The sequence below is a fragment of the Lysinibacillus sp. JNUCC-52 genome, assembly GCF_015999545.1.
In the GTDB taxonomy this organism is placed as follows: domain Bacteria; phylum Bacillota; class Bacilli; order Bacillales_A; family Planococcaceae; genus Lysinibacillus.
Map to the genome: position 1 here is coordinate 2,566,652 of NZ_CP065546.1, position 24,946 is coordinate 2,591,597.

The window sequence follows — 24,946 nt, forward strand, 5'->3', positions numbered from 1 at the left end:
AAGCACGAGCCAATGTATTGTTACATTACACTGGCTCGTGCCTTATTTTTTCCCTTATTTAAAGTTTGTTGTTAAATTTCAGCAGCGCTTAATTTTAATCGTACTGCTTTTTAATAGGTTTATAAATTCGTGCTTTTTTTAGCACCGACTTCGGAACTTGGAAAGTGGCAGTTACAACACCAGGATGGCGGCCGATTTCAATGGATCCCGTAATTGTTGCGCGATTCATCACTTCTGGCTCACTTATCTCAAATAGTTTGGCTGCACGACTAATAGCATTATCTGTCGCATTATTTAATGTTGTACCTGTCCCTACTATGGATACTGGGAACGCTTCTTCTACTTGCTTCACGCCAAATTCCTCTGCTAGTTCGCGTGCTCGGCGTTTTTCTTCCTTCGAAAAAGGTTTCGCTGTGTATGGGAGATCCTCTTCATTTGGTAATAAAATAGGACCTTCAAGTGCTACTTTTTTCAATACACTTACCTGCAGCTGCACAATTCCCGCAACATCTGTCGTATGCCCAGCAATTTCTCCGTCTCCCTGCATCGCATGCATATCGCCAATGTACACACCACCGCCAGGTACTTTGACTGGACAAATAATGGTAGCCCCTTCGCGAACACGGCTAATATCCATATGGCCGTCAGTACGATGTATATCTAGTTCCGCTTCGGTAAATGCATATTCATGCGGCGCTCCGATTAAAAACGAACCAAAATCACCTGCATTATGTGAATCTGGCATTGCCTTCGAAGGCGTCGTTCCTAGCTGACCTAAAAATGGGCGCATTCTTGCCATTACACCAATCAAATCGCTCGGTGCCAAAGCTACTACTGGGTTTTGCACTGAATTTTCAGGTGTGCGCATATAATTTTTTGCTTCTAACGCAATACGACGTGCGCCTTCGCGTCCAACTGTTAAACCAATAAACCCTTTTTGATCTAGTGCCATCGTGTATCCATTCGTCATTTTAAAAGGTGCCGTTTCTGTATCGCATGTTGAACAGCGTATTGCTTGCGGACCTACCCCACTCACTACGGTACTTGGATGAAGTTTGCCACAGCCTGGACATTTTACTGATACAAACGGATCTCCGATAAAACGATCGGGTATTGCCTCATCATGTCCAGATGCTGTCGCAAGAGATGTCACTTGTATGGATTTAATAGTAATAACAATTGCATCGCCTACTTCAGCGCCTTCAACAAACACGGGCTTCGTTACTTCATGTCCACCACGGATTGTTGGCGTTAGCATAGGACCCCAACATCCAGGCGTTGTATTGGCAATAATCGTGCCTCCATTTTTGACAGGGCCGAGCATTTGTTGCTGTGGATCCAAAATGCCGTCTATGAACTCATTTACGAACAGCGTTTCCACTGCTTCGACCTGCTGTACACTTTCGTCATTTTCTGGTTGTTTAGCTTTTTCATGCATCTGTAATTCTGTAATCATGTTTATCCACTCTCCCAATCCAAAAAATATTTTATGTAATCTACTTAAAGGTAAAAGATAGCTCTCCACATATGAGCAGAGAGCTAGTATTCATAATTTATTCATGTACAAATCAAAAATATGTGCAAATTTTATCATCTTGAAGAAGCCTTCACTTTAGTGCATTTTCTTTGCAATTACTAACAGCTCTGTCGTTGATGTCGATAAATAGCTACACTTTACCGCTTATAAAAATTAAATTCGACATAGAGGTCAATAGTTCCTGCTATTTCGATAAAACCTTTCCAATTTTACACACTGATTAGCAGTATGATTCAAGTAAATCTTGACAGCCTATTTTCACAGACTAAATCTGCCGTTTTCCCTTCATCATGCTTCGTCTTTTTCAGTACTTTCATTTATAATAAGGCTGATAAATAAGAAATGAATGCCAACCTTAAAGGAAAGGGCGTATGAACTTTGCAAGAACCAACAATTTTAATTGTAGAGGATGAAGCAGATTTAGCTAATCTACTAAAGGTGAGTCTTCAAAAAGAGGGCTATAAGCTTATCCATATAGCTAACTCCATCGACAAAGCGTGGTCGAGCTTTCAACAGGTGAAACCCGATATTGTGCTACTTGACGTTATGCTTCCAGACGGTGAAGGCTATGATTTATGCCGACGTATTCGTGAAGTTTCACATATTCCAGTTCTTTTCTTGTCAGCGAAAAACGAAGAGATAGATAAAATTTTAGGGCTCGCCATTGGCGGTGACGACTATATTACTAAGCCTTTTAGTCCTAAAGAAGTTGCCTATCGAGTAAAGGCACATTTGCGCCGAGCAGGCTATCAAATACAGGAAACAACAACTACTACACAAATAAAGACGATACAGGTTGGACCATTTGTGCTTAATAGCGATGAAACAGAAGTACACAAAGATGGTACATTATTAGAATTAACAGCTAAGGAAATCGGCTTAATGGCTTGCTTTATGCATAATCCAAACCGCATTTTAAGTAAGGAAACATTATTTGAACGTGTCTGGAGTGAGGATTTTTTCGGCTCAGACAATACGGTTATGGTGCACATTCGTCGTCTTCGTGAAAAAATTGAACACGATCCTTCAAAACCTGTTTATATAACAACGGTCAAAGGGCTTGGCTATAAATTAGTCGTGCCAAAAGAGCCACAAACATGAGATGGCGATTAACAGCTCGTTTTTTACTATCTATATTGTCTATAGTCATTATCGTTATTTTCGTCAATACCGCCATTTTTATAGGGTTAATGATATATCAGCAATACAATAAATTTAATGATGCTACTGCAGACACAGAGGAAATCTTTGTGCGTGGATTTCAACAGTATATTGATATAAATAATGGTCAGCCTTCCGTAAGTGAAGAAGGGCTGCAACAGTTACATCAAAGAAATGCGTGGATTCAATTGCTTGATGCAAACGGACAAGTTATCGATGGCTATTTTACTCCTCCCAAGGCACTTTCCCATTATGCTCCCGTCGATTTAATTCAAGTTTATAAATATAAGGAATTCGATGTTGATACGACGGTTTATGTAGGCAGTAAAGATAATATTAGCTATTTAATTGGCATTAAAGGTAGTGGCGTATCAAGGTTAGTTGTTCATCTATCAGGTACCTCTATACTACAACTTATCGGGAAGTTTGGATTGCTTATAGTTATTGCCGATTTATTAGTCGCAACACTTGTCGGCTGGTTATTTGGTCGTACATTAACGAAGCCTCTTTACGCAATGATCGAACGCATTCAGCATTTAAAAAATCACAAACATATGCCAATCAAAGTGCCAAAAGGTCTTTATCGACCTGTATTTGAAAATTTAAGTGAAGTATCGAGTGAGCTAGCTGCACATGAGCAAGAACGCAAACGACTAGAGTTGATGCGTGAGGAGTGGATTAGCAACGTCTCTCACGATATGAAGACGCCACTAGCTTCCATACGTGGTTATGCAGAGTTACTAAATGATCGGGGCTTATTACCAAATGAGCAAACCGAATATGCACAAATTATTGAAAAGCAGTCATTGCATATGCAAGATTTACTCGATGATTTAAATTTAACAATGCGGCTAAGACATCAGCAGCTCCCACTAGCTTTGACAGACGTCAATATCGTTCAGTTTATGCGGGAAATTGTCATCGACACACTAAATACGCCACCCTATGAACAAGCAAATATCGAATTTGATGCAACAGCAGAGGTCATTGTCCATTCGATTGACGAGCATTTTATGCGGCGTGCTGTGATAAATTTTTTATATAATGCAATACTGCATAATCCTCCAGATGTATGTGTTCACGTGTTAGTAGATGCTAACACCATCACAATTACTGATAATGGTCATGGCATTAGTGCTGAAGACCTTACACATATATTTGAGCGTTACTACCGTGGAACAAATACTGAGCAAAAACAAGGGACTGGACTTGGCACTGCTATTGCACGAGATATTATTGAAGCACACGGTGGTACGGTGTCCATTACATCTGAGGAACAAAAAGGGACAACTGTCACAATTCAATTGCATAAAGTGAACGAAAAATAAAGAAGAGCGGTCCAATTATTATGGACTGCTCTTCTCTTATATTTTATTTCATTTGCGCTTGTACTTTTGCAGGCATGTCATCATATTGAATTTCATCATAAGACGTCACTTCATTTTCTTTTTTCACATAAAGCTTTAAATATGCATCTAGTCGCAAATTTTTTTGAGCAGAAAATTTCAACATCATTTCTTCTCCGTTTTCTTTAAAGGCTGGTAGCTCATACCAATACGTTTGGATAATTTGCCCATCATTCGCCTTAAATTCTTCAACTTCCCCATCGGCAGTTATATGCACATAGTAAGTGTCTTTATTTAAGCGATTAAAATCTACTGTCATGAGTACGCAAAGACCTGCTACAAATAAGATAAACAGTGCCCCAATACTTATAAACGTCTTTTTCATATTAATTCCCCTGTCTCACAATTTTATAAAACGACCGTACAGTAAAGAGGTAATACAAGCCGTAAATAACTGAATATGCAACCATCCATAATAGTACAGGCTTCGTTATGTCCATATTAAATAATTGTGAAAAAGCTAAAAGCGCAAAAGCACTGTGCACGATGCCAACAATAAGCGGTGCGCTAAATATAACGGCAACCTGCCCTGCAACTGTCTTCAATATTTGCTTACTATTCACACCAATTTTATTTAATACTGCATACTTCGCCTGATCTTCTTCTGCTTCTGTTAACACTTTAAAGTAAATAATACTTCCTGTAGCTGCTAAAAATACTAACCCTAAAAAGCTTCCTACAAATAGTAATGAACCGACAGTACCTAGACTATCCTCATAGCTTTGAGGCACACTTGAAAACCATTCTTGCTGCTCAGTAGATAGCTGCTTATAAATTTGTTTAGAAATACTTTGTTGCTTTAAATCATTGTCCATGCTGACAGCCTGCATTGTAACACCTTCTGCATTTGTTGTATCAAATGCAAGATCGTTTACGACAAGCACCGTACCCGCTGGAATAAAGTTTAGCACACTGTCTGTATACATTTTGTCGATATGGAAGGATTCCCCGCTTAGCAATTTAAAGTTTTCGCCTGTATAGTCATGTGAAAAACGTTCATCATAGCTAACGTCTAGTAGTACAGCTGAACCGTCTGCAACATGCAGCTCACGATTTTTCCCTTGTAATGTCGCTAAACGATTGTAATCAGATTCCTTCAATAATGTATATTCAAAAAATGCAAATTCATTATCGACACGTAAATTTTTGGCATGAATCGTTTCATTGTATATCACGTTCTGTTGGTCAAATTCAACAGCGTCACCTTTCCACATAAATGTGTTTGGTAGCATTTGACGTACGCTTTCTTCAGTATTGTAGTACATCCCAAATACGCCACCACCAGCAGTAATCGTCGTTGCGCTTAAAATCGCGATGATGGATAACGATTTAGCATTTGCTCGTATTCGATATAGTAGTTGTGAAACACCGATTAAATTCAAGCCTCTCCAAGACCAAGATGTTGCCTTTTTCAAAGCTGTCAGTACGAAAACGCTCACACTATGGAATAGTAGATATGTCCCCACAATTGTTACACCGATTACTAAAAGGGGTGTACCGAGGATTGTGAACAGCTTCCAAATAGGACTAGTGAAAATATCAGAAGAGGCCGTATAATAGCCAAATGCAATAAGTACTGTCCCCATAATTGCGGCTAAAAATGATGCACGTGGAATTTTTTCACCCTGCTTCTCTGCGTGGAACAAATCAATTAGTTTAAATTGATAAATAACACGGTAGCCCTGTAAAGAAGTAAATAAGAATAGTACTGCAAAGATTCCCGCTGTCTGTAGCACAGCTTCAGGAGTAAATGTTAAATTAGCTACGACCTGATAGCCCATCAGTCGCACTAAAATTGTTAATAACACCTTTGACATAAAAAAGCCTATTATGATACCTAAAACCAATGATACGAGCCCAATAACTAAATTCTCAAAAAAGAGCATTAGGCCAATTTTTTGTTTACGGACACCTAGTAGTGAATAAAGTGCCACTTCTTTTTTTCGCTTCTTCATAAAAAATGAATTAGAATATGCGATAAATATTACAATGAAAAATAGTAGCACAATTGACGATGCACTCATTAATCCTTTAATTTGCTGTGACATACTCGTTGAGCCTGCAAGATCGTCACTGTATTTTAACGTTACAAATGTAAAGTAAATCACGATGCTAAATACCATTGAGGCAATATATAAAAAATAATTTGAGAAATTGCGCTGAATATTTTTACGAGCCAAACTAAATAACGTCATTTACTCCACCTCCGACGCTTGCAAGCACCTGTAATATTTCCTGGAAAAACTGCTTTCTCGTCTGTGTACTACGATGAATTTCCTTGGAAAGCTTGCCGTCTTGAATAAAGAGAATACGCTGGCAGAAGCTTGCTGCAAAAGCATCATGCGTGACCATCATGATTGTAGCCGCATGGGTTTGATTCAAATCACTTAAACTTTCTAATAAATCCGTTGCTGATTTTGAATCGAGTGCGCCTGTTGGCTCATCGGCAAAAATTAGCTTAGGCGAAGTTACTAATGCACGTGATGATGCTGTTCTTTGCTTTTGACCTCCAGAAATTTGATAAGGATATTTATCTAGTAGCTCACTAATGCCAAACAACTGTGCGATACGCTCTACTCTTATAGCAATTTCCTTCTGCGGCACCTTTGCAATGGCAAGTGGTAGTACAATATTTTCACGAACTGTTAAGGAATCGAGTAAATTATAATCTTGGAAGATAAAGCCTAAGTTATCACGACGAAAATCTGCTAACTGTGTATCTTTCATATGTGCTAAATTTGTATTTCCTATTACAATATCGCCAGTTGTTGGCGTATCAATTGTTGCTAATACATTTAAGAGCGTCGATTTCCCTGCACCAGAAGGCCCCATCACACCGACAAACTCTCCTTGTCCTACTTCAAATGTTATATTCTCAAGCGCTGTAAATGTATTCGCGCCTTTGCCGTATGTTTTTCCTACATTTTGTACTTTTAATAATGGCGTCATATACGCTCACCTCTTTCTGTTTCCAGTATACGGCCCTAAACTTACAGCAAAATTGTCGCAAGCTTACAACAACCTTAAATCAAAAAAAGCATGCACATCATGTGCATGCTTCAAACTAGACATAAGGTAAAAAACGAGTGTCAGGCACTCAAACAATTTACAATAAATTTAATACTCGTCGATTGGAGCGCGGGCGACTCCTGCGGGAACAGCACAAAACCTAAGACGCAACAGACGGCGCGACAGCGACGGTTGCGGCTTACGGTGTGCCCGCGGAAAGCGCCCGACCGTAGCAGGAATCAACGAAGACAGTAGTCTTCTACAATATATCCCCATCCGTTCTCTATGCTAGTACGTTTTTAATATCCTCTTCCATACTACTTGGCTTATCAGCAGAGCCGTAGCGTTTAATAATTTCCCCATTGCGATCTACTAAAAACTTTGTAAAATTCCATTTCACATTACTTCCAAGGAAACCTTTAGAATGCGTTGTTAAATAGTTAAAGACAGGATGTGCCTCCTTGCCATTTACTTTCACCATTTCATGCATTGGGAACGTTACACCGTATGTTAAACGACATTGTGAGGCAGCTTCTTCCGCAGAGTCTACCTCCTGCTTAAACTGATTTGACGGGAAGCCAAGCACAACTAATCCATCATCATGATATTTCTTATAAAGCTCTTCTAATTCCTCAAATTGTGGTGTAAAACCACATTTTGTTGCGGTATTGACGATTAACATTGCCTTGCCCTTATACTTCTCTAAGCTATACTCTGTCCCATCCTCTAAAGCTACATCAATATCATAAATATTCATCTTTTATTCCTCCTATTTACCATTATTTTATATACGTGCATTCACTCTTGCCGCTTGCTGTAACGGATCCCAAACGCCATTAAAAGGAGGCGCATAGGCTAAATCTAAATCGAGTAAATCAGGTAATGTCATTTTATTGAATAGAGCTGTAGCAAAGACATCGATGCGTTTATCAACACCAGCAGGTCCAACAATTTGTGCCCCTAAAAGTTGCTGATCTCTCTTCCGCACAACAATTTTAATAAACATCCGTTGAGCTCCTGGGTAATATCCTGCAATATGCCGTGCAGAGATTTTATATGCCTCATACTCAAATCCAAGGTCCTTTGCCGTACGTTCATTAATACCTGTCGTCGCAATTGTTAAATCGAAAAATTTCAGTATTGAGGTGCCGACAATACCACGAAACGGTGCAAATTTGCCAGACATATTAAGCCCAGCTAAGCGCCCTTGCTTATTTGCCGTCGTTCCTAATGGTACATAATCTAAACGTTCTTTAACGATATGAAAATGAGTTGCACAATCCCCAGCCGCATATACATCTTCAACTGACGTCTCCAAATGACGATTAACGATGATTGCACCATTTTTAGCTAGACTAATATTTGTCCCCTCTAAAAATTGTGTATTTGGTTTAATACCCGAAGCGACAATAACTAAATCAGTAGCTAACGCACCTTTATCTGTTATGATTCGTTCCACACGTGATGTGCCCTCAAACGCTTCGGCAGTAGTATTTAATAGTAGCTCAATACCTTGCTTTTTTGCCTCTTCATGGACATGCTTAGCTAGCTCTTCATCTAAAATATTAGCGACCTGATTGCCTCGCTGAATAAGTCGCACGTTCTTATTACATGCCCGAATTGTTTCCGCCATTTCAAGCCCAATATAGCCCCCACCAAGAATGGTCACATGCTCAATATCTGGCGTTAAATCTGCAAGTAAATCCTCTAATTCAGGGATAGTTTTAACTTTATGAATACCTGCTAAGTCAGCACCCTTTTGTACAGGGATGATTGGATTAGCTCCTGTAGCGATAAGAAGCTTATCGTATGCAATCTCAAATGGCTCACCTGAAAATTGTGTGCCTTTAACAAGCTTGTTCTCCACATCGATCTGCTTGACCTCATGCCCCACTCGCGCATCAATACCGTATTTATCTCGGAATGTTTCCACATCCCTTGCAATAAGACGCTTTGATGATGAAATCCGCCCATCTACTACATAAGGTAAACCACATTGTCCATATGAATAGATAAAACCTCGCTCTAAAGAGGTAATTTCCGCCCCTGGTACATTTCGATAAATCTCCATAGCGGCAGACATTCCTGCCGCATCTCCCCCAATAATTACGAATTTCATCCTACAAGCCCCCTTTTCTCATGACCACTTAATTTCAGTATCGTAACTATGTAAATGACATTTCCCACCACAGACATAGCAAATCGTCCCCCCATAGGTGAAAAATCGTCATAACGCTTCCCTACTTTTGAGATGGAGATGGACGTACTGAAATCAAACGATATACACCACTTACTTTGCAACTTTTCAATAATTTAATGTTATCAAAAAGCTAATTACAAATGCACGTTTCCAGTACTACCTTTTTTTAAAAGGTAATGAGCGGTATGAGAACGACTCACCATTTAAACGTATTTTTCTTTTCTACAAAAAACAGGTAAAGAAAAACAACCGTTTTCCTTTACCTGTTTAAGTACTTATGCTTTTGCTATTTCTTCTTTGCAGAAAGTTAAAATCTCTTCTAACTCATCATCTTCAAGCGCAAAGTCTAAATACTCTCCCTTTGCCTTTTCCATAATGAAGTAATTTAAAATAAATGGTGCACCTTCTTTTTCGCCAATTAAAACACGGATTTCAATACCCGCTTCATGGTACAGCTCATCCTCTTCATCAATATCTACATCTAAAATAAACTCATAGCGCTTACCTTCAATAATATTCGTCGGATCTAAAATTTCTTCCACCGAAAATTGTGTAATATCCATTTATACTAGCTCCTTTATCTTTACCTATTCTTTTCTATAATAAATCAATTTCAGCATGGGTCAACTAGAAAACCTGTATACACCTACAAGCAATTATGCCACAATAAAGTAAATCTTTTCGTACTGCAATTCAAATCAAATGACATAAAGGGGGCTTTTTAATGAAAGAGCTACTATATTATCAAGATGCTATGCAACGGGAATTTACTGCAACAGTTGTACGAACTGGCATAGAGGATGATGGACGCCAGTACGTTGTGCTTTCTAACACGGCCTTTTATCCAACAGGTGGCGGTCAGCCGTATGATACAGGAACATTAAACAACACGAACGTAATCGATGTTGAAAAAATCAATGAAGAAATCCGTCATTATATAGAGGGCGATGCCTCCACTTTATCTGGTGAAGTGCATGGTACATTGAACTGGCAACGCAGATTCGACCATATGCAACAGCACGCAGGACAGCACATCTTAACCGCCGCTTTTGTCGAACTTTTTGATGCACAAACAGTAAGCTTTCACCTCGGTAGTGAGCAGGTGACGATTGATATTGCTGTCGACAGCCTATCAAAAGAGCAGCTCGCGGCAGCTGAGGCTCGAGCTAATGACATTATTTTAGAAAACCGTCCAATTGAGACAAAATGGATTACAGAGCAAGAACTTAGTAATTACAATCTACGTAAAGAGGTAGCAGTGACAGGTGAAATTCGGTTAGTCATTATTCCTGACTTTGACTACAATGGCTGTGGAGGTACGCACCCAACATCAACAGGACAAGTTAGCGCTATTAAAATTTTAGGCACTGAAAAAATGAAGGGCAATGTACGTGTGTCGTTTGTATGTGGTCAACGCGTTTTAGCAGAGCTAGCTATGAGAAAAACTGTACTTGCTGATGTTGCAAAACAATTAAGTGTACCTGAAGTCGAAGCAGCTACAGCACTTGCAAAGCTATTAGCAACACAAAAAGCGACGGAAAAGGCACTCGTAGCAGCAAAAGAGGAATTGCTTACCTTTGAAGCAAATGCCTTGGCATCTAGTGATAACAATATAATTACCGCTGCATTTAATAATCGTTCGATACAAGAACTTCAAAAATTGGCTCGTTTTATCGTGGCTGAACGTTCCGATGCCATCGCATTACTCGTTTCAGAAAATGAAGACAAGCTACAATTTGTGTCGACGCGTGGCGCCCATGTACAAACAAGTATGAAAGAGCTTGCCGCGAAAGTTTTACCACTTATTAATGGTAAAGGTGGCGGCAGTGATCAAATGGTACAAGGCGGCGGCGAGCGAATCATCGCCCGTGAGCAACTGCTCACTGCTATGCAAGAAGCGTTGAATTAGTGCCAGTCACTCAAACAATTCTGAACTCTTTCAACAATTTAAAACCCATTGTAAAAAAGTACAAAACGTGCCGTTGGGTAGTAAATATTCTCCGTCTTAGACAACAATGGCATAGAAAAAAGTGTTAGATTGATTGCCATCAATCTAACACTTTTTCTCTTTTGCACTAGCCTCTTAGCGCTCATTTTATAATTTAAATTGTTGAATTGCTCCTTGTAAGCGATTCGCCATTTCAGACATTTTAATCGTTTGTTCGTTCATAGTCTCTACAGTGTTCATCTGCTCGGATGTTGCGGTTTTCACTTCAGATACATAATCACTTGCAGCATGTGCTGTTGCCGCCATTTCTTCCATTGAAGCTGAAACCTCTTCCGTATTAGCAGACATTTGCTCTGCTGAAGCATTCATTTCCTCAATTTGACCTGCTATTTCACCAACAGCATGTACGATTTCTTCAAAACGTTCTCCTACTGCCTCAATAGCATCTAATCCTCGTGCTACATTTACTTCGCCACTCTCTGCAGCCTTCACAACCTCTAATGTGTATGCTTGTACTCGATCAATTAATACATTTATTTGCGCAGCAGAACCCGCTGTTTGCTCTGAAAGTTTTCTTACTTCCTCTGCTACCACTGCAAAGCCTTTACCTGCATCCCCTGCACGTGCAGCTTCAATTGAAGCATTAAGGGCTAGTAAGTTTGTTTGATCGGAAATATCAGTAATCATTTTTGAAATTAGTTCTATTTCTTTCGATTCCTGTTCCAATTTACGGATAATGTCGAGCTCTACTGCTGTTCCTCGCTGTATTTCATCCATACGATTAATAGATTGTTTTACCGCTCCATTACTTTCACTTATTTTCTCGGAAATAAAATCAGTATTAGATGCAATCGTCGAAGCAACCTCTGCCATATTTTGAATTCCTAAGGCCATTTGCTCCATAGCTGATGCACCTTCTTCAGCCATTGCCGTTTGACTTTGTGCTCCACGTTCTACCTCACCTATTGCACCTGCAATTTGCTCTGAATGCTTCGTCACAGCATGTACATTCCCCATTAATGCACAAGATGCCTCATTTACCTCTGTTGCTTCCTTACTAACCTGTAATATCATACCTCGCATATTATCTGCCATTCTATCTAATGCACGTGCCATAGTCCCCATTTCATCAATACGCTTCAAATATTTATCAGGAATTTCTTGTGTAAAATCTCCATCTGATAATCCTTCACTAATACGCAGCACATGACGCAGTGGTCTACTGACAGATCGCGAAATCGCAAACGAAATCAACAAGCCCAATATGGAAACGATAATAGTCATAATAATGAAGTTTGTCTTCAATTGTGAAAGCCCTGACAGCATTTCATCTTCTAATGCGACTACCCCCATCTTCCAACCATTATCCAACGTATGATACCCCATTAAATTTGTACCATGATCCTTTGTATCAAAGGCAAAATATCCATTTGAATTACTAATCATTTCTTGTGCTGCTAATGATTCACCTGACATTTCACCAGATTTTTTAGCAGCGGAAATTTCATTGACCTGCTCTTTTACAAGGGCGTGATTTTTATGCCCGATAATAGTTCCTTTCGCATCTAACATTAAGGCATAACCATTTTTTCCAACTTTAATGTCCTCAATGATATTAGATAAGTAATAACCATCTATTCGTGCTAATAGCAATGCTTTTTCACCTGTCATTGTATCAATAGGTGCAACGATTAAAATAACTGGCTCATTCGTTACACGACTAATCGTGATTTCCGACATGACTGTCTTGCCTGTAAAGCCTTCTTTTACGTATGCACGGTCACCTAAATCAGCTGTCGTATTATCTAAATAATGAGCTATTCCATCCGAAGTAATAATACCAAAGCCTAAATAATTTTTACTATCATCAATACGTTTCGTTAAATATGTCTTTTGCTCCTCAAAGTCCATATTACGGATAGCTGCTTGCTCCGCAATAGCCTCCACCTCTACTAGTGCAAGTTGGAAGTGTTCTTCTATGTATTTCGATACATCTTCTGCCCTCGATATTAAATTCTCTTGGACCTGTTCCTCAACTGCTTTTGTACTATTCCACCACGTAGAAAATCCGAGCGTACCACATGTCACAAATACTAAAGCGATAATTGCTACAACTAATTTACCACCAATACCTTTAATCCACATATTTGCTTTGCTCATTTCTCCAAATTTTTGTTTAAAATTTTGTAATTTTTTGCCCTTCTCCTTCAGAGTAAGGTCACGAAAACTAGAAGTCAACAAAACTTTTCCATTAACAATAAAAAATGTTTAAAATTGTATTTTTCATCATAAGCATAGTGCTTATAGTCTAATACATTTTATCCACTCCCTTTCTAAATTGTTATTTACTAGTTTATTTAAGTGGATGAAATTAAAACTTTTTCCATGGCAAATTGATTATAATCTGGTTTTTTTGCTGATTATAAAAGATAGAACACAATCTATTTACTTCTTGGAGGGGAGGATTTTTATGAGTACAGATAATAATGTCTCACGTCGTGATTTTTTAAAAACAACAGGTATTGCAGCTGGTACATTAGTCGGTGGTGGATTAATAGGTGGTCTTGTTGGCTATAACATGAACGGTAAAGGTACTTCTACATTAGAGCATGGTAACGGAACTACAAATGAAGCTGCTGCACCTAAAGCTAAAATGTTCTTCATGAACGACCGAGATTTTAAAATTTTATCAAATGCCACTGAGCGTATTTTTCCTAAAGATGATTTAGGCCCAGGTGCGATTGATTTAGATGTTCCTTACTTTATTGATCATCAGTTAGCTGGACAATACGGTAGTAACTCTAAGGAATATATGCATGGTCCTTTTGGGGAGGGTGCCCCAACACAAGGTTATCAAAGTCGCCTAACTCGTGCTGAAATTTTCAAACAAGGCGTTGAAAAAATGGAGACAGAAGCTCAAAGTCGCTTCAAAAAAAGCTTTAACGAAATAGAGGGCAAGCAAATGGATGAAATATTAACAGCCTTTCAAAAGGGTGAAATCCAAATGAATGGTGTAACGTCCGCATTTTTCTTCACTCTTTTACGTGCAGCTACGTTAGAGGGGGCATATTCAGATCCTTTATATGGCGGAAACCGCAATATGGAAGGCTGGCGTATGAAAGGCTTCCCTGGCCATCAGATGGCGTATATCACAATGATTGAAGATGCTAAGTTCCAAAAAATTGAACCAAATCAATTGGGCAATCACTAATTTGAGGGGGGTTTTATAAATGGTAACTACATTACCAAGTGTAGACGTTGTAACAGTAGGCGTTGGGTGGACAGGTGGCATTGTCGCTGCTGAATGCTCGAAAGCTGGATTAAAAGTAGTTGGTTTAGAACGCGGACAAAAACGAGGCACTGAGGATTTTTTAAATATTCATGATGAATATCGCTATGCAATTCGTTATGATTTAATGCAAAATCTGTCAAAGGAAACAGTTTCTTTCCGTAATAATCGTAAGATGCAGGCTTTACCTATGCGTCAACTTGGGTCCTTTTTATTAGGTGAGGGGCTTGGTGGATCTGGAACGCACTGGAACGGCATGACCTACCGATTTTTACCATACGACTTTCAAATTAAAACGATGACAGACGAACGTTATGGTGCTAACAAATTAGGTCCAGATTATTTAATACAGGATTGGGCATTAAATTACGATCAATTAGAGCCTTATTTTGATAAATTTGAAAAAACTACTGGAATTTCAGGCGATGATAAAAATCCATTTGCAGGGAAACGTTCAAGTGCTTATCCAACGCCTCCTATGAAAATGACGCCTATGCTACAACAATTTGAGAAAGCAACAAAAAATCTAAAATTATCACCTTATATGGTCCCTTCTGCTAACATATCAGAAGTCTATAAAAATCCAGACGGTGAAACAATTAATGCTTGTCAATATTGTGGCTTCTGTGAGCGTTTTGGTTGTGAATATGGCGCAAAATCTTCAGCGGAAATTACAGTAATACCTACTGCTTTAAAAACTGGAAATTTTGATTTACGTTACAATTCAAACGTTGTAGAAATTTTAAAACAAGGCAACAAAGCGACTGGCGTAAGATATATCGATACGATATCTGGAGAGGAATTTATCCAACCCGCGAATATTGTCGTATTAACAAGCTATGTCTTTAACAATGCCAAACTACTAATGGTTTCTAACATTGGGCAACTGTATGATCCAACAACAGGCAAGGGAACATTAGGTCGAAATTATTGCTATCAAATTTTACCTGGAGCAACTGGATTCTTTGATGAGCAATATAACACATTTATGGGTGCAGGTTCTCTCGGTATGAGTATTGATGATTACAATGGGGATAACTTTGACCATAGTGAGTTAGATTTTATCCATGGTGGTAATATCGCACTCACTCAAACAGGTGCACGCCCTATTGGATCGAATCCAACACCTCCGGATACGCCTACATGGGGACCAGAATTTAAAAAGCAGTCTATTCATTACTATACACGTTCATTCGGTATTGGTGCTCAAGGTGCCTCTATGCCACATAAGGAAAATTTCCTGTCACTTGATTCCAATTATAAAGATGCGTACGGTTTACCCCTCTTACAATTAACCTACAACTTTACGGATCAGGATCGAGCGCTCCATAAATTTGTTTCTGCTCGCGCTGCTGACATTATGAAAGAGATGGGTGCCAAAACAATTGTGCCAAATGCGGAAATTACTGACTATAACATTGTTCCTTATCAAACGACACACAATACTGGTGGAACAGTGATGAGCACGACACCAGATAAAGGCGTTGTGAACAACTATCTTCAACATTGGGATGTAGAAAATCTATTCGCTTTAAGTTCTGGAAGCTTTGCTCACAATAGTGGCTATAATCCAACAGGTACACTTGGTGCATTAGCTTATCGCTGTGCCGAAGGTATTGTGAAATATAGCAAATCTGGCGGTTCATTAGTGTAAGTTTGTCGTTATTAATGTACTAAAAATTTATATTTATAGGAGGATAACGCTATGGGCGGACTTGGAGCAATCGGCGTTCCTGGGTTAATTATTATTTTGGTTATTGTACTTATCGTTTTTGGTCCAAAAAAATTACCAGAAATCGGTGGTGCCGTTGGTAAAACGTTCGCAGAGTTCAAAAAGTCAACAAAAGGGCTAATGGATGATGACGAAGAGCCAGCGAAAAAAATAGAAAAAAAATCTGACGTTTCGTAGGAGGTTTCCTATGGATCCTTATGAAGAAAAAAATTATTTAAGTCCACTTGATAAAAAACTAGAGGAGCCTCCGTCGTTACAGGAGGCTCCTGTTGAAATTACTCATAATGGCATTGAACAGACAATTGTCGAGGATAAACCGATTCTACCTTTAGATTCCATATTCGAGCATATTGCAGAACTGCGAAAACAAATTATTAAAGGGCTTGCCGTCTTTATTTTATTTTTTATCGTTGCCTTTTCTACCATTAATATTTGGTTTCCATATGTAACCCGTGGGCATTCACTCATTATTTTAGGACCACTAGAGGTTGTGAAATTTTATATGACCATTTCCACTACTTTGGCATTTGGTCTATCTATGCCTTTTCTCGTTCACTTTCTTTGGAGCTTTGTAAAACCTGGCTTAAAGGAAGAGGAAAGCCGCTTTCTCGGGCTCTACGCACCAGTTATGTTTTTACTCTTTTTATTAGGTGTAGCATTCGGTTATTTTGTTGTGAATCCACTTAGCTATTCATTTTTAGTAAGTTTAGGCGCGGCAAATTTCGATGTCATGGTATCTGCCAGTGAATATATGCATTTTTTAATTATGACAACAGTGCCACTTGGATTATTATTTGAGTTGCCCATCGTTGCACTCTTTTTATCGTCAATTGGTGTGCTAACTGCGGAATCTATGAAAAAAATACGCGGCTGGTCCTATATCGCAATGGGGGTTGGCTCAGCGGTCATTACCCCACCTGATTTTATTAGTCAGCTACTCGTATTAGTACCGATGATTATTTTATACGAAATCAGTATTCATCTTGTAAAGCGTATGGAAAGGAAACAAATAGAAAGCACTGCCTAAACAACTGCTGTTGATTTCCACTGCGTGCGAATGTTTCCCGCTCCAATCAACTAAAGTAAATTGTTTGCGTGCCTGGCACCTGCCTTCGGGCAACGGCCCTCCGCTCCAATTCAACTGGACATGTTTACAGAAAAATTCCACTTAATGACCATCCACCAAAGCATAAAAAAATGACAAAAGGCATCAAGAGTGAACTTCTTGTTGCCTTTTGTCAACGTCTCTAAGCACTGGGCAACTAAGACCCAGTGTTTATTCTCTTTAAATCCATAATAATAATTTCTGGTCGGTTAAAAATTCGGAAAGGTACGCTACTATTTCCTAACCCCCGACTAACTATCATTTGGGTCTTGCCTTCCTCATAAACACCAGCCGTGAATTTAGGAAACATTCCCTGTCCTGGTGCAACAAGTCCTCCTATACCAGGAATCCGAACCTGTCCACCATGTGCATGACCCGAGAATACTAAATCTATTTCTTGATTTACATACGTACTAAACACCTCTGGTCGATGTGCCAGCAACAGCTTTAGCATGTCTTCTGGAATATAAGCTGTCGCTATGTCCAGCATTTCTTCAGTTGATCTACCCATTAACGGATCTTCAATACCAACAATCGCCAAGCGCTCCCCGTTGCGCTCTAATACGGTCGATTCATTGGCCATCACATGTACACCTAACGATGACAGCGCCTCATAAATTTCACTAACCTTATTCGTTGCAACTTCATGGTTCCCAAGTACATAATATACATCCGCTAATTCGACTAAACCTCTCACTGCCTGTAAGCTCTGCTCCAAATTAAAACGATTGCTATCAATCACATCGCCTGTAATAAATATATAATCTGGGTTTGTTGCCTTAACCTTTGCAATGAGTTTTTGTTGGTTATTACCAAAGAGTGCATCATGTAAATCTGAAATTTGTACTATGCGTAGTCCATCAAAGCTGACGGGCACTTTTTCAGATTCATATACATGCTTACTTACAACCAGCCAGTGATTGTTTACGTACAAAAAAATGACTATAAAAACAAGAAAAAATACTACGTATAATAATTTTTTCAATCGCAATCGCTCACTTTGTGGCTACTTTTTCAGAAAAATTTCTTACCCTTCTATTATAAGCAAAAAACAGAGCGATTGTAAGTAGATGCGCTTTAATTACATAAAATGCACAAAATCCAACAATCCCTACCTATCTTTTATAGGAAATCATGTATATTCCATCTATTCTTAGTTAACTTTCACATGATATAATATAGGTATAATTTCACACTTATGTACAAACAACAAATGTTAATATTAATACCTTAAATTTTAGGAATGAGAGATCAAAATGGGAATGAAAAAGCTATTACTTATTTTTATGGTCATTATTAGTATCGTGTTAATTGGGTTGACATCCCGTTTACACAATAATGAAAACCAAAATGCTCCTAAAGCTGTTGCAGGCGTTATAGATCTTAGACAATATGATTTGCACAAAAATACTGTAAGCTTAGATGGTGAATGGGATTTTATACCTAATAAATTATTGAATTATTCCGAATTTGACACGCATCATTCTTATTCAGTAAATGTCCCGTCTCTATGGTCTAAGTACAAGCTTAATGGCCAAAATTTCACTACACTTGGTAGCGGTACCTATCGGTTAAAAATATTAATTGATGATACAGATACTATTTTGGGCATCAAAACAGGTAATATCCGAATGTCGAATGCCATTTACATAAATGAAAAACGAATCGGACAAAGTGGAGAACCTGCTGAAGATTCGACATATATTCAACAAAATGTGCCGTATGTTGCTTATTTCGCACCTAAAAAAAATGAGCTTGAGCTCATCATACATGTAGCTAATTTTGATTATGCATCAGGTGGGGGAATTATTGGGTCCATTTTTATCGGGGATCAAGAGAGCATTGGTAAATTAAGAGAAGGTTCACTTTTCTACGATTTAATAACCATTGCTGCTTTTTTTACAATGTTTATTTATTTTGCTGGTTCTTACCTATATGCCAAGCTCGAAATTGAGCAGCTCTACTTTTCATTGTTTTGCTTCATGGTTGGTTTATACAGTTTATCTCATGGGGAAAAAATATTAATGTTGTTATTACCGATCAGCTATGAATTCCTAATAAGAGTCCAAATCATTTCAAGTATCGGCTCAGGTATCTTTATGCTGCTGTATTTTAACCATGCCCTACAGCAATTTTCACATAAAAAGTTTGTGAAAGCACTTTGTATCATTGGTATTTTATTATTAGCTACGGTAATGCTCCCAATATCCATTAGCTCATACTTACAAACTGCACATTCTATTTATATTTTAATAATTATCTTTTATTTGCTTTATATTCAAACGATTGCAATCTTTAAACGATTAGTAGGAGCTATTTACTTATGGCTTAGTTCCATGGCTATTCTTATCTATATGGTTGTAGCAACGTTAAATCTTAATATTAATCTAGAAATTTACTCTTTACCTCCCCTGCTCCCTTTTATATGTTTAACGATGCTTTCTCTTTATATTTCACATCGTTTTACAGATTCTTATTTGGAAAAAGGAAGGTTAACAAATGCTTTAATCCGAGTAGATAAATTAAAAGATGAATTTCTCGCAAAAACTTCTCATGAATTTCGTACTCCGTTACACGGTGTGATTGCCATATCTCATTCCATGTTAGAGTCTAATGAAAGTTCCACATTAACGATGGAACAAAAAGAAAAAATATCACTCATATTTAATATTACAAAAAAGTTATCACATCTTGTTAATGACATATTGGATTTTTCAAAGTTAAAAGAAGGCGAACTAAAGCTTCGTCTTACAAATGTGGATCTTTATTCTGTGACCCATGTAATCGTCGAAATACTGTCGTACATCGAAAATAAAGATGTAAAAATTTACAATTACATCGAACGAGGGAAAATTATAGTAGCCGACGAGGATCGACTGCGTCAAATTCTTTATAACATAATAGAAAATGCTGTTAAATTTACTAGACACGGAAAAGTAGAGATTTCCTGCTACGAAGAGCAAGGATTCCTTACTATTGAAGTTAGTGACACTGGTCGAGGCATTGCTCCTGAACATATAGAGTCGATATTTGAACCATTCAGACAATTAGAAGACGCTAGTAAAGGTACGGGCTTAGGTCTAAATGTGACGAAGGAACTTGTGAAATTGCACGGTGGAGAAATTACGGTCCATTCCGTTGTCAATCAAGGCACAACTTTCTCAGTCAAACTGCCTGTGCAAACAATAAAAAAAGTTCAACAAGATACGCAACAAAATAAAATTACATTAACAAAAGATTATTTACCTATAGCATTTCCATACGTTGCTGAAAGAAAAATGGGTAAAAAAATACTGATTGCTGATGATGATCATATTAACCTTAAAGTACTAATTGATATCCTTGCAAAGGAGAACTACTCTATTATCGCTGTTGATGATAGTCGGCAAGTATTTGAACAATTACAAGCGCATCCAGATATAGACTTATTAATATTAGATATTATGATGCCTAACCTTTCTGGATATGAGGTTTGCCAACAAATTAGGAAAAACTATTCTTCTGCAGAGTTACCGATTTTAATGCTTACAGCAGCGTTGCGACCTGAGGATATGCTAGCAGCATTCCAATCTGGGGCGAATGATTTTCTACATAAACCATTAGATACTGCTGAATTGAAGACAAGAGTACGAAATCTTATTTTACTAAAGGAATCGGCTGAAACTGCAATTAAAATGGAAACTGCGTTTTTACAAGCACAAATTAAACCACATTTTATATACAATGTTTTAAACTCGATTTTATCGCTAAGTTATATAGACTTGGATAAAGCCCGTATTATGATAACAGATTTTGCTACATTTTTAAGAAGCAGCTTCTCGTTCGAGAATACAAATAGCCTTATCCCTCTAGAACAAGAGCTCATGTTAATTCAAGCGTATGTCAATATTCACCAAACAAGATATCCAGATCAGCTTGAATGGGAAATTCAGATGGAGGAACCTTTAACTATACTAATTCCCCCTCTGCTCCTTCAGCCTTTAGTAGAAAATGCTCTATTTCATGGCTTAAAAAATAAGCGAGTAAATGGCAAAGTAACCATGACTATTAAAAAGGTTCAACAAATGATTGATATTAAAATTAAGGACAACGGTATAGGAATGTCACAAGAAATAATAGAAAAGGTTTTATCGGAAGAACCAACCGATCATCAAAGCGTCGGAATTCGCAATATTACTAAACGTTTAAAAAAATACGAGAAAGCCACTTTCCATATAGAGAGTGTTGTTGGTGAAGGAACGACTGTCATACTAAAATTCCCGCTTATTTCGGATGAAAATGAGGTGGAAAAATGTTAAAAGCAATCATTGTTGACGATGAGATTTTAGCCATTAATTTACTAGAGACTATGTTAAAGGATAATAGGGCAATTGATGTTATCGGGACATATCTAAATCCACTAGACGCTATAGCAAACATCCCTACACTTAAGCCAGACATTCTTTTTTTAGATATTGAGATGGCAGAGATGAATGGAATTGATGTTGCTAGTAAATTAGGAGATTTAACACATGTAATGGATATTATTTTTGTAACTGCCTATGAGCATTATGCAATTGATGCCTTTTCCGTTCAAGCTATTGATTATATTTTAAAGCCCATCGACAAAGCTCGCTTAATGAAAACAATTGAAAGAATTTCACAACGGAAGGGAAATATTCAATTAACAGACGGAAATATACGTAATGAGGATGTTCAGATCATTGATAATATTCACTTCCATGTGCACTCAGGGAAAGTTTACATCGATGGGGTAACTTTAATTTTATCCACTAAGGAATTTCATATACTGTACTTTTTAGCACAGCGTCCAGGGGAAATTTTCCACCCCTCTGACCTGTATAAGCTCATTTGGGCGGAAGATAGTATTGGACAAACACAGGCTTTAAAAGTACATATTAGTAATTTGCGAAAAAAACTGGAGTCCATCTCTGGACATCGAGCTAAAATCGTAACTGTAAGAGGTTCCGGCTATTTGTTTCTCTTTGAGTAGCAGAGGCAGTGACTCTTATGGAATTGCTAATATAAGTCAATGTATCGCAACTAAACTTATGGAAAGTATCCGCAGTAGCGACCAACTACCGCACAATAAAAAAGTGTTAGATTGATGGCCATCAATCTAACACTTTTTCACTTTGGTTCTAGTACGTTTTATTTTTTTGCCGCTTCTTGAATTTCATAAAATGCCCAATGATTACTTGGCACATCATTAAATATGGGGCTATCCGTTTCTGTCGATACTTGACGCTCAAATAAGCGATTTAAAACCTTCACTGCTTGCGCACGTGTTAAATAGCCTTCAGGGTTAAATGTGTCTGCTGTTACACCAGTCATAATGTCTAATGCATTGACGGTATTAATCGCTTCTCTAGCCCAATGACTATCACGCACATCTTTGAAAATGATGTCCTCTGTTAGTAGTTTACAATTGGCTGCATTTGGATTGGCCGCACACTGCTTTTCTATCCAACGAGCTGCTACTACTGCCATTTGTGCACGTGTAATGAAGCCGTTCGGATGAAAGCTTATCTCCGTAACACCTCTAAATAAACCTGTTTCCTTCACAAATTCGATCGCATCTTTTGCATCATGCTGAGCCGTATCTGTAAATGTCGCAGTAGACTCTGGAATCGTATTACCTGTTAGTTGTCGTGCAAACATACTTGCCATTTGTGCGCGAGTGACAAATGCATTCGGTCGGAATGTCCCATCTGCATAGCCTTGAATATATGGTGTATGTTTAACATCGTCTACCTGCTTTGGCAAATAGAGCATGGAGAATGTAGAGAATTTCTGCACTTCAAATTGCAAGCCTAGCATATCTTTTTGAGAATCTACAATTGTCCCACGTAATAACTCTTTTGTGCCATCGCTATGCTCGATATAAATAGCTAGATTATGAAGCTGTTCTTGGGATAAATCATTAGGCAAAGGTAAGGTTAATGTTACTGGGCGATTTTGCATATTGGTCTCAATTTTCATTGGACGCCCTATTAACTTACTAATTGAACTACCAGTTATATCTTGATCAATCAATTCATTTTTTGCACGCTCTTCAATTTTTATTTGCTCGTTTTGTTCATTTAAAGGTATTAGTCGGAAATATAAATTATCATTAAATGTTTCCAATGAATCTTTTGACACATCGATGTTTACATTATAAGCCTGGATAGTTAGATTTAATTGATTGTTTTTCAACAGGCTAATAATATTATTAGGTATTGATATATCAACCTGTTTTACTTTATCCTGTGAATCTGGAATAACAATACGTGCTTGATCTGATCCTGCTTCTTTTAACTTAGAAATAGTTTCCAATGCACTTTTTTCTGTTAAAATCACTTCATCTCTCATCGATCCATCTTTACTAATTATACGTTTAATTGTCGTTTTAGAGACAGCTTCTCCACTACTTGACTCTATATTTACAGTAAAACTTTCTGTAGATTCAGAGACAGTTGTATCCCCACTATCAATAGGGGCATTTTCCCTAGTAACCAAAATTGTATATTCCCTAGAGCTACCATCTTCAGCAGTCACTAAAATCTTTATTGTATTCATACCTGTTACTAGCTTTATTGCTTCAGTACTTACCTTACTATTTATTGTTACAATTGCTTTATCGTCCTCCGCAATAGCTTTAATATTTATACTATCAACTATATGTGGAACTTTGGCTGTATAAGACAATGTGTTCTTATCAAATGGTGTATTGAAGTTGCCCGATGAAATCGTTAACTCCTTTAAAAAAGCATTATGACTCAGTGAAAATGCTTTTACATTAATAGTGAAGACTTTAGTTTCCACATATTCACCGATGAAAATTTTAGCAGTCAATGTAACCTTTTCATTTCCTTTGCCTGCCGACGGGCGTATAACTTCGCCATTCCCTTTAACTACCTCTGGCTTGTCAGATGACCAAGTGATTGACGCACCATTATCCCCAATAATAGGTAGAACAAGGTTTTTCGTTACATTTTCTGAAGTATCATCTTGAGCATATTGAATAGTAAGAGCATCTTTATCAAGTCGTACTTTGTTAATAAAAATACCATTAACTTCACTGTCAAACACAGATTGTAAAGTTTCTATAGAATCAAAACCTTGACTAGGACGTGCCATAATCACTTGCTGACAGACTTTATCTTGCTCTTCTATCGTTAGACGATTGAAGTTACTATAATTTAAATGATAATCATCAATAAAAATTGTCCATAGCGTAAGTGCATCTGTCGCATTGTTAACATTTATAAGATAGGATCGATTTTCGACTGCATTTAAATATACTTGTCGTAATGCACTTGTAGATGTATACCCTGTCTGTGGCCGCTCGATTAGTAATTTATTTGCCAAATAATTTTGATCTGCTATTTTAAAATTTTGAAATAATTCATTTCCTTGAGCTGAGTAATGTACTACACTCCAATCTGTAGTCATTGCTAATTTCATTTCTTCTTTATTAGTTGCGGTATTAAATGAATAAAAATCACTTTTTGCAGATACAAAAGTCACAGGCATCATAATCATTATTAAGATAGTTAGCATACATAAATTTATTA

General features: G+C 37.8%; 19 protein-coding genes. 9 read left to right on the forward strand and 10 right to left on the reverse strand.

Translation table 11 applies throughout. The features are described 5' to 3' along the window. Window positions 1-94: 94 nt before the first annotated feature. A complete protein-coding gene (locus JNUCC52_RS12670; protein ID WP_337980091.1) occupies window positions 95-1,456 on the reverse strand; it encodes an acetamidase/formamidase family protein in 1,362 nt (453 codons plus the stop codon). 459 nt (window positions 1,457-1,915) lie between these two features. On the opposite strand from JNUCC52_RS12670, the gene JNUCC52_RS12675 reads away from it, so the two are divergent. Continuing rightward, window positions 1,916-2,638 (forward strand): response regulator transcription factor, encoded by a 723-nt coding sequence (locus JNUCC52_RS12675; protein WP_337980092.1) that lies wholly within the window; start codon window positions 1,916-1,918, stop codon window positions 2,636-2,638. Beyond that, window positions 2,635-4,026, forward strand: coding sequence for a sensor histidine kinase (locus JNUCC52_RS12680; protein ID WP_337980093.1), 1,392 nt, complete (start codon window positions 2,635-2,637; stop codon window positions 4,024-4,026). Before JNUCC52_RS12675 ends, JNUCC52_RS12680 begins: the two co-directional genes overlap by 4 nt. A gap of 43 nt (window positions 4,027-4,069) precedes the next feature. Here JNUCC52_RS12680 and JNUCC52_RS12685 read toward each other — a convergent pair whose 3' ends face one another. The 6 genes from JNUCC52_RS12685 to JNUCC52_RS12710 form a co-directional block, all read right to left on the reverse strand. Beyond that, a complete protein-coding gene (locus JNUCC52_RS12685) occupies window positions 4,070-4,429 on the reverse strand; it encodes a YxeA family protein (RefSeq protein WP_228134331.1) in 360 nt (119 codons plus the stop codon). Between the two features lies 1 nt (window position 4,430). Beyond that, entirely contained in the window at window positions 4,431-6,299 is a 1,869-nt protein-coding gene (locus JNUCC52_RS12690; protein WP_228134330.1) for an ABC transporter permease, read from the reverse strand. Further along, complete coding sequence (locus JNUCC52_RS12695) at window positions 6,286-7,053, reverse strand: ABC transporter ATP-binding protein (protein ID WP_228134329.1); 768 nt, start codon at window positions 7,051-7,053, stop codon at window positions 6,286-6,288. The genes JNUCC52_RS12690 and JNUCC52_RS12695 overlap by 14 nt, the downstream gene beginning before the upstream one ends. A gap of 343 nt (window positions 7,054-7,396) precedes the next feature. Further along, on the reverse strand, window positions 7,397-7,870 hold the full coding sequence (locus JNUCC52_RS12700; RefSeq protein ID WP_228134328.1) for a glutathione peroxidase: 474 nt from the start codon (window positions 7,868-7,870) through the stop codon (window positions 7,397-7,399). 27 nt (window positions 7,871-7,897) lie between these two features. Further along, entirely contained in the window at window positions 7,898-9,232 is a 1,335-nt protein-coding gene (locus tag JNUCC52_RS12705) for an FAD-dependent oxidoreductase (RefSeq protein ID WP_337980094.1), read from the reverse strand. Window positions 9,233-9,588: 356 nt separating this feature from the next. Beyond that, on the reverse strand, window positions 9,589-9,876 hold the full coding sequence (locus tag JNUCC52_RS12710) for a DUF6509 family protein (protein ID WP_228134326.1): 288 nt from the start codon (window positions 9,874-9,876) through the stop codon (window positions 9,589-9,591). Between the two features lie 161 nt (window positions 9,877-10,037). Here JNUCC52_RS12710 and JNUCC52_RS12715 point away from each other — a divergent pair, with 161 nt between their 5' ends. After that, entirely contained in the window at window positions 10,038-11,222 is a 1,185-nt protein-coding gene (locus JNUCC52_RS12715) for an alanyl-tRNA editing protein (RefSeq protein WP_337980095.1), read from the forward strand. 186 nt (window positions 11,223-11,408) lie between these two features. On the opposite strand, the gene JNUCC52_RS12720 is transcribed toward JNUCC52_RS12715, so the two are convergent. Further along, the gene (locus JNUCC52_RS12720) at window positions 11,409-13,421 is read right to left on the reverse strand and encodes a methyl-accepting chemotaxis protein (RefSeq protein ID WP_337980096.1); all 2,013 of its coding nucleotides are present in this window, start codon (window positions 13,419-13,421) and stop codon (window positions 11,409-11,411) included. Between the two features lie 310 nt (window positions 13,422-13,731). On the opposite strand from JNUCC52_RS12720, the gene JNUCC52_RS12725 reads away from it, so the two are divergent. The 4 genes from JNUCC52_RS12725 to tatC are packed head-to-tail and all read left to right on the forward strand — an operon-like array spanning window position 13,732 to window position 17,309. Further along, complete coding sequence (locus JNUCC52_RS12725) at window positions 13,732-14,472, forward strand: gluconate 2-dehydrogenase subunit 3 family protein (protein ID WP_228134323.1); 741 nt, start codon at window positions 13,732-13,734, stop codon at window positions 14,470-14,472. 19 nt (window positions 14,473-14,491) lie between these two features. Next, window positions 14,492-16,204, forward strand: a complete 1,713-nt coding sequence (locus JNUCC52_RS12730) for a GMC family oxidoreductase (protein WP_228134322.1) — start codon at window positions 14,492-14,494, stop codon at window positions 16,202-16,204. A gap of 51 nt (window positions 16,205-16,255) precedes the next feature. Further along, window positions 16,256-16,459, forward strand: a complete 204-nt coding sequence (gene tatA / locus JNUCC52_RS12735; RefSeq protein WP_139860418.1) for a twin-arginine translocase TatA/TatE family subunit — start codon at window positions 16,256-16,258, stop codon at window positions 16,457-16,459. Window positions 16,460-16,469: 10 nt separating this feature from the next. Next, window positions 16,470-17,309 carry a twin-arginine translocase subunit TatC gene (gene tatC / locus JNUCC52_RS12740; protein ID WP_139860416.1) on the forward strand — a complete coding sequence of 280 codons (840 nt, stop codon included), beginning with the start codon at window positions 16,470-16,472 and terminating at the stop codon, window positions 17,307-17,309. 235 nt (window positions 17,310-17,544) lie between these two features. Here tatC and JNUCC52_RS12745 read toward each other — a convergent pair whose 3' ends face one another. Beyond that, entirely contained in the window at window positions 17,545-18,372 is an 828-nt protein-coding gene (locus JNUCC52_RS12745) for a metallophosphoesterase (protein ID WP_139860414.1), read from the reverse strand. 271 nt (window positions 18,373-18,643) lie between these two features. Between JNUCC52_RS12745 and JNUCC52_RS12750 the strand changes: the two genes are divergently transcribed. Together JNUCC52_RS12750 and JNUCC52_RS12755 are read left to right on the forward strand one after the other, a co-directional pair. Beyond that, window positions 18,644-21,685, forward strand: coding sequence for a hybrid sensor histidine kinase/response regulator (locus tag JNUCC52_RS12750; RefSeq protein WP_337980097.1), 3,042 nt, complete (start codon window positions 18,644-18,646; stop codon window positions 21,683-21,685). Continuing rightward, window positions 21,679-22,380, forward strand: a complete 702-nt coding sequence (locus JNUCC52_RS12755) for a response regulator transcription factor (protein WP_337980098.1) — start codon at window positions 21,679-21,681, stop codon at window positions 22,378-22,380. The genes JNUCC52_RS12750 and JNUCC52_RS12755 overlap by 7 nt, the downstream gene beginning before the upstream one ends. 158 nt (window positions 22,381-22,538) lie before the next feature. On the opposite strand, the gene JNUCC52_RS12760 is transcribed toward JNUCC52_RS12755, so the two are convergent. Beyond that, a complete protein-coding gene (locus JNUCC52_RS12760; RefSeq protein ID WP_337980099.1) occupies window positions 22,539-24,932 on the reverse strand; it encodes an S-layer homology domain-containing protein in 2,394 nt (797 codons plus the stop codon). Window positions 24,933-24,946: the final 14 nt, after the last annotated feature.